5 protein-coding genes and 1 pseudogene are annotated in these 6,563 nt (G+C 35.5%); 1 reads left to right on the forward strand and 5 read right to left on the reverse strand.

Translation table 11 applies throughout. The features are described from left to right. Positions 1-213 precede the first annotated feature (213 nt). A complete protein-coding gene (locus tag G468_RS0110340) occupies positions 214-981 on the reverse strand; it encodes a hypothetical protein (RefSeq protein WP_026823061.1) in 768 nt (255 codons plus the stop codon). A gap of 390 nt (positions 982-1,371) precedes the next feature. Here G468_RS0110340 and iclR point away from each other — a divergent pair, with 390 nt between their 5' ends. Continuing rightward, positions 1,372-2,202: a glyoxylate bypass operon transcriptional repressor IclR gene (iclR, locus tag G468_RS0110345; RefSeq protein WP_026823062.1), complete on the forward strand. Its 831-nt coding sequence runs from the start codon at positions 1,372-1,374 to the stop codon at positions 2,200-2,202. Positions 2,203-2,292: 90 nt separating this feature from the next. Here iclR and aceK read toward each other — a convergent pair whose 3' ends face one another. The 4 genes and pseudogenes from aceK to G468_RS22925 all read right to left on the reverse strand — a co-directional run. Beyond that, complete coding sequence (gene aceK / locus G468_RS0110350) at positions 2,293-4,017, reverse strand: bifunctional isocitrate dehydrogenase kinase/phosphatase (protein ID WP_026823063.1); 1,725 nt, start codon at positions 4,015-4,017, stop codon at positions 2,293-2,295. Between the two features lie 76 nt (positions 4,018-4,093). Beyond that, entirely contained in the window at positions 4,094-5,407 is a 1,314-nt protein-coding gene (gene aceA / locus G468_RS0110355; RefSeq protein WP_026823064.1) for an isocitrate lyase, read from the reverse strand. 56 nt (positions 5,408-5,463) lie between these two features. Then, a pseudogene (locus G468_RS20505) lies at positions 5,464-6,321 on the reverse strand (malate synthase); the annotation flags it as partial. A gap of 24 nt (positions 6,322-6,345) precedes the next feature. Next, positions 6,346-6,563, reverse strand: a 218-nt coding sequence (locus G468_RS22925; protein WP_155846987.1) for an integrase core domain-containing protein, incomplete at its 5' end; no start/stop codon positions are given.

Here is a 6,563-nt window from a genome sequence, read left to right on the forward strand (position 1 = left end):
GCTATGTTCAATAACCTAAAATATAAACTAAAAAGAACATTCATAAATGAATGCTCTTTTTGGTAAAAAATTTAAATCATCAATAAAAATACTATATTTTCTTCATTAGAGTATTACAATGTTCAATAATATTTTCTGTATCTATATTTTTCTGATTAAATAAATTAAATAAGGTTTGCTCGGTATTCTCCCTAACTTTATCAAATTCACCCTTCAAATTTTGTGCCATTTCAAGAGAATTATGACAAGCCAGTTCAGAAAAAATGATGATAAAGATGAAGCAGTAGCAGAAAAATAATCAAAACATTTCATTTTTGCCATAATAAAAGATTGCAAGAACGGCTTATTTTTCATCATTTTTTGCCGCACCTCTAAAGAAAATTTAGCGATATCTAAACGTTCTTGATTTTTGTCTTCAATTCCGTGCAGCCTAAAACTTTGCGGATCATTATTATCGATAACCAATGCCAACTCTTTCTGCATAAAAGAATGGAGCTCGTCTTCTGACATACTACTTTTGGTAGCCAAGTATTCAGAAGAATTGGTTAAAGGCACCTTCATTGCACAAAATAACTCATACATCGGATCACCAAACCAAATAGATTCCTTATTCAATACATCTTTTACCGATATAGTTATTTGACTAAAACCATTATAGGTGTCAAGGCTTGACATATCCAAATATGGAGAAAGTTGTATTTTAAAATCATGCCGATGTGTTTCACCTGCCAATGTAGCAAGCCTAATAAATGCTGATAGTTTAGCATAAACCGTTTCGGTATTATCAATAGATTGTTGATGGGACAAAGTTTGCAAATGTTGCTCAATTTCATCTTTATCAGACGGATCACGCCATTTTTCCATGGCTATAGATAACTTATCAAATTTATTTGCTGTTGCTGACTGTTCTGCTTTATTTTTCACATTAGCTGTAGAACTAAAAAAACTTTTAATACCATCAATGATATTTATATTACTCATTTACATCTTCTTAGAAATTAATTTCAATAAAATATATTATATTTTCCCTAATAAGAATAATAACTTATTAAAATACGAATAATACTAGAAAACGACTATTTAATAATCTGCTCAAGTCCACTAATTTAGTAAAAAAATTTAATTAAATGATTATATTAAAATTATAAATATTTTATTTTATGTCTGACTAACATTATTAATAGATCAATAAAAAAATTTAGCTAATTATTATTCAACAATAATTATATTTAGCTAAAAAATAGGATTTTCGAATAGATATGATTCAGTAAAAAATTTTTGTCTAACAAAAAACCAACTCCTCCGATGAGAATTTATTCCTATTTCGTTCATAATAAATAGAAATTTATTCTAATTGGGAACGCTAATACGATGAACAAAACAACAATAAATAACAACAAAAACAAAATTAAAACCTCTAATAATAACTTGTCATCAGCCTCGCAAGTTCAATCATTAAGTCGAGGCTTGACTCTATTAAAATACATTTCTACCTCAGTAGGTGGGGTATCACTGACTGATTTAGCGACTCAAGCAGGGTTTGCGAACTCAACAACCCATCGCTTATTAGAAACATTGAAACAGCATGGTTTCATACGTCAAATCGGTGAGCTCGGGTTATGGGTAATTGCTGCAAACGCATTCATTATTGGTAGTGGTTTCCTAAAAAATCGTAATTTCTTAGCGACTGTGCATCCAATCTTGCGGAAATTAATGGAAGAATCTGGTGAAACAGTAAATCTTGCTATCTTAGATCGGACAAAATATGACGCAGTGATTGTCGATCAAGTGCAATGTAATGCTTTGATGAGAATGTCTGCACCCATTGGCGGCAAATTACCTATGCATGCTTCTGGAGCAGGCAAAGCATTATTAGCTGCTTTACCTAAATCACAACGACTTCCTTTACTAGAAAAACAGAAATTACACGCATACACGCCTTATACACTAACTTCACCTTCAGCGCTCGAAGAAAATTTTAGCGATATCCGGACAAAAGGATTTGCATATGATAATCAGGAACATGCTTTAGGCCTACGTTGTATTGGTGCCTGTATTTATGATGAATATCAAGAAGTTTTTGCTGCCGTTTCCATCTCAGGCCCGAGTTCTCGGATTACAAATGATCGCATTAACGAATTAGGTAGTACTATTTTACAAGCAGCAAAACAGATCAGTCATGAATATGGCGCTATTCATTAAAAATTTCTTAAATTACCAATTTGTTAATTAATGTTGAACAATTAATTAGATATACTATTTATATTACATAGGTAACTATACTTGCCGATCTTAAAATGTGCGTTGACAAAACCTTTGCTTTACCGGGTAAGCAAAAACATCGGCTATGTACCCCTGACATATTTTTTCTTGTAAAGATTGCCAATATTCTGTACTAAATAGATCAGCATGGTACATTTCAAAATATTTTCTAATAACAGGATCATTACAAAGAAAATGGCGAAACTCTTCTGGAAATACATCATGTTCAGCAACACTATACCATGGTTCGTCAGCCATCTCCTGCTCCGGATAAAGCGGTTCTGGTATTTTACGAAAATTCATTTCAGTCATATAGCAAATTTCATCATAATCGTAAAAAACCACTCGTCTATGACGAGTAACACCAAAGTTTTTAAACAACATATCACCTGGAAAAATATTTGCCGCCGCTAATTGTTTGATAGCATTACCATAATCTTCAATGATCCATTTTAATTCTTCACCCCTAACTTGATCGGTGTAAATATTCAGCGGGATCATCTTTCGTTCCATATAGAGATGACGGATCAAAATCTTATCGCCTAAATCTTGAAGTTTGGAGGGTATTTCACGCCATAGTTCCGCCATCAATTCTTCACTGATATGTTTTTTAGCGATCACAAAATTTTCAAACTCTTGGGTATCCGCCATTCTACCAACCCGATCATGCTCTTTAACTATCCGATAGCATGCTCTTACACGTTCCTGCGTAACTTGCTTTGGTGGCAAAAAGTGATCTTTAATCACTTTAAAAACTCGCCCAAAAGAAGGTGAAGTAAAAACTAGCATTACCATCCCTTTAATGCCAGGAGCAATAATAAACTGCTCTTGTGAAAAGTTTATAAAAGCCAGATATTCTCGATAATACTCAGTTTTTCCATGTTTCTGACAACCTATTGACATATACAATTCGGCAATCGACTTCCCTGGTAAAATATCCCTTAACCAAAAAACCAAGGCAGCAGGAAATGGAACATAGACCATAAAATAGGAACGGGCAAAACCAAATATAATACTGGCATTGTTATAATTAGTCAGACAAGTATCAACATAAATACCACCTTGCTCATTATTATGAATTGGCAATAAAAATGGATAAACGATTTTGCCAATCATTATTTTACCTACTACCCAAGCCGCTTTATTACGATAAAATAATTCATTTGCTATCTCAAATTTGACGCCAGCTAATTGTTCAGCAGAAAACGTCCTTTTAAGATAGTTAACTATATAATTCACATCTCTCGGTAAATCTTCCCAAGCTAGACGAAATGGAATATCTATTAAAATATTTTCTATTGTTTTTTTAAGCCCCATATGAATAGAAAAACAGCGGGATAGTGGGCGTGGGGTATCACAAAAACGATTTACTGGCTGTGAAGTAAAAATAAATAAATTATCTGGTGTCAGATCACAATGCTGAAATAATCGACAATAAACTGAATTAAAAAAACTTTCCGCAATTTCAAAACGTGGGTAATCTTCTAATAGTCTAATATATAGCTGCTTAATTTCAGCTAATAATTGCTTAGTAAATTCAGCGGTTAAATTCATCTGGCTAAGTTGTTTAACAACCAGATCAACATGATGATCATAAAGATTAATTCGCTTTTTCATCGCTTCTTGTATACCGTGCCAATCAGCATCCTCAAAACGTTGCTGGGCACTTGATGTTACTTCCAAAAAACGGCCATACTGCGCATCAAAGCCTTGTAAAATTGTCTCGGCAATTAACTCCGCTGAGCTTAAGGTCATAAATAGCGCCCTCATTTCGACAAATTAAGCTTTATTAGCATCAAATCCATCAGGCTAAGTAACATAAGCAATATGTTTAAAACTGCTGTTCTTCAGTTGAGCCGGTCAGTGCCGTAACAGAAGAAGTTCCACCTTGAATAATAGTTGTGACTTGATCAAAATAACCCGTGCCAACTTCCTGCTGATGGGAAGAAAACGAGTAACCCTGCTTAGCAGCAGCAAACTCCTTTTCCTGAATTTTCTCAACATAATGTCTCATTCCTTCACCTTTAGCATATGCATAAGCTAAATCAAACATGTTAAACCACATACTATGAATACCAGCCAAGGTAATAAATTGAAATTTATATCCCATTTCAGATAATTTTTTTTGAAAACAGGCAATGGTTTTATCGTCTAAGTTTTTCTTCCAATTGAAAGATGGAGAACAGTTATAAGCCAACAACTTATTAGGATATTTAGCATGAATAGCTTCGGCAAATATTTTAGCTGCATCTAAATCCGGGGTTGATGTCTCACACCAAATCAAATCAGCATAAAGCGCATAAGCTAAGCCGCGACTAATAGCCTGTTCAATTCCTGCCTGGGTGCGAAAAAATCCCTCTGGTGTCCGCTGTTCATTAATGATGAATTTTTCATCATAAGGATCGCTATTTGAGGTCAGTAAATCTGCCGCTTCAGCATCGGTACGAGCAATCAAAACGGTCGGAATACCACAAACATCAGCGGCCAAACGTGCTGCAATTAACTTTTGTATAGCTTCTTGTGTCGGCACCAATACCTTGCCGCCCATATGGCCGCATTTTTTGGCAGCAGCGAGCTGATCTTCAAAATGCACAGCCGCAGCGCCTGCCTCAATCAATGCTTTCATAAGTTCAAAAGCATTCAATATGCCACCAAAACCCGCTTCCGCATCAGCAATAATTGGTAGAAAAAAATCAATATATTTAGCATCACCTGGATTTATATTATTTGCCCATTGAATTTGATCGGCTCGACGAAAGCTATTATTAATTCGTTTGACAACTTCAGGAACTGAATCAACAGGATAAAGCGATTGATCTGGATACATATTCGCAGCCGTATTGGCATCGGCTGCTACTTGCCAACCTGATAAGTAAACTGCCTCTATACCAGCCTTAGCTTGCTGCAACGCCTGACCACCTGTTAATGCACCTAGCGCATTGACATAATCTTTTTTTGATTTCCCATTAATTAGTTGCCAAAACTTATCAGCACCATTGCGCGCGAATAAATAATCGGGATTTATTGAACCACGTAATTTGACAACATCTTCTGCATTATAAGTGCGAATAATTCCTCTCCAACGCGAAGAAGAGCGCCATTCTTCCTCCAGTTGAGCAATCTGTTGTGATCTGGTCGTTACCATTTTTATCTCCCCTCATACGAGTTAATTAGATATTAAATAGCCAAAATATTTTTCTTTCAGTCAAGTTGTTGGTAACCCGCCAAGGTCAAAAATTCGATCAACTCATCCTGAGTGGTAATATAGATCATCAATTCCACTGCTTCCCGAAAACGGCCATGTTGAAAACGGACATCACCGAGTTCTTGCTGAATAGTCTGTAACTCTTCATCTAGCATCTCTAAGAACAATTCTTTTGTTACTTTTTGTCCATTAGATAATCGTTTTTCATGACGGATCCATTGCCAAATAGAAATACGCGAAATTTCTGCCGTTGCAGCATCTTCCATTAATCCATAGATAGGCACGCAGCCATTACCAGAAATCCAAGCTTCAATATATTGAACCGCAATACGAATATTTGCTCTCATCCCTTCTTCAGTACGCTCACCACAGCAAGGCTGTAATAACTGTTCAGCTGTAATAGATTCATCATTCTCACGCATGACATCTAGTTGATTTTTTCTTCCCGCTAATTCTGCATTAAAAACAGAGATTGCAATATCCGCTAAAGCAGGGTGAGCAATCCAAGTTCCATCATGACCATTTTTAGCCTCTAATTCTTTATCTGCTTTAACCTTCGCCCAAACTTCTTCATTCTGTTTTAGATCTTTAGATGGAATAAAAGCCGACATTCCTCCCATAGCGAAGGCACCACGACGATGGCAAGTCCTAATCAGTAAACGAGAATAAGCATTTAAAAAAGGTTGTGTCATTGTTACTACCTGCCGATCCGGTAGCACACGATCACTGTATTCTTTTAGCGTTTTGATATAACTAAAAATATAATCCCAACGACCACAGTTAAGTCCAACAATGTGATGACGCATATGATAAAGAATTTCGTCCATTTGAAAGACGGCTGGGAGTGTCTGTAATGGTCAACAAATTCTGTAGAAGATCTAAGCGGCATTTTTTAGTTCATGATATTTTTGATGTGGCGTTAAATAACCAATCGTTGAATGGCGTCGATAATAATTGTAAAACTGAATATAATTTTCAACTTCACAGACAACAGATTGATGATTCATAAACGATAAACGGTTAAGTCTTTCTGTCTTTAAACTCCTAAAAAATCTTTCCATCACGGCATTATCGAGGCAATTACCTCGCCGACTCA

Source organism: Arsenophonus nasoniae DSM 15247 (assembly GCF_000429565.1).
Taxonomy (GTDB): Bacteria; Pseudomonadota; Gammaproteobacteria; order Enterobacterales; family Enterobacteriaceae; genus Arsenophonus; species Arsenophonus nasoniae.

Bases quoted from the DNA above. Each gene is read 5' to 3' on its own strand.
- G468_RS0110340 (WP_026823061.1), bottom strand. From the start codon at position 981: ATGAGTAATATAAATATCATTGATGGTATTAAAAGTTTTTTTAGTTCT.
- iclR (WP_026823062.1), top strand. From the start codon at position 1,372: ATGAACAAAACAACAATAAATAACAACAAAAACAAAATTAAAACCTCT.
- aceK (WP_026823063.1), bottom strand. From the start codon at position 4,017: ATGACCTTAAGCTCAGCGGAGTTAATTGCCGAGACAATTTTACAAGGC.
- aceA (WP_026823064.1), bottom strand. From the start codon at position 5,407: ATGGTAACGACCAGATCACAACAGATTGCTCAACTGGAGGAAGAATGG.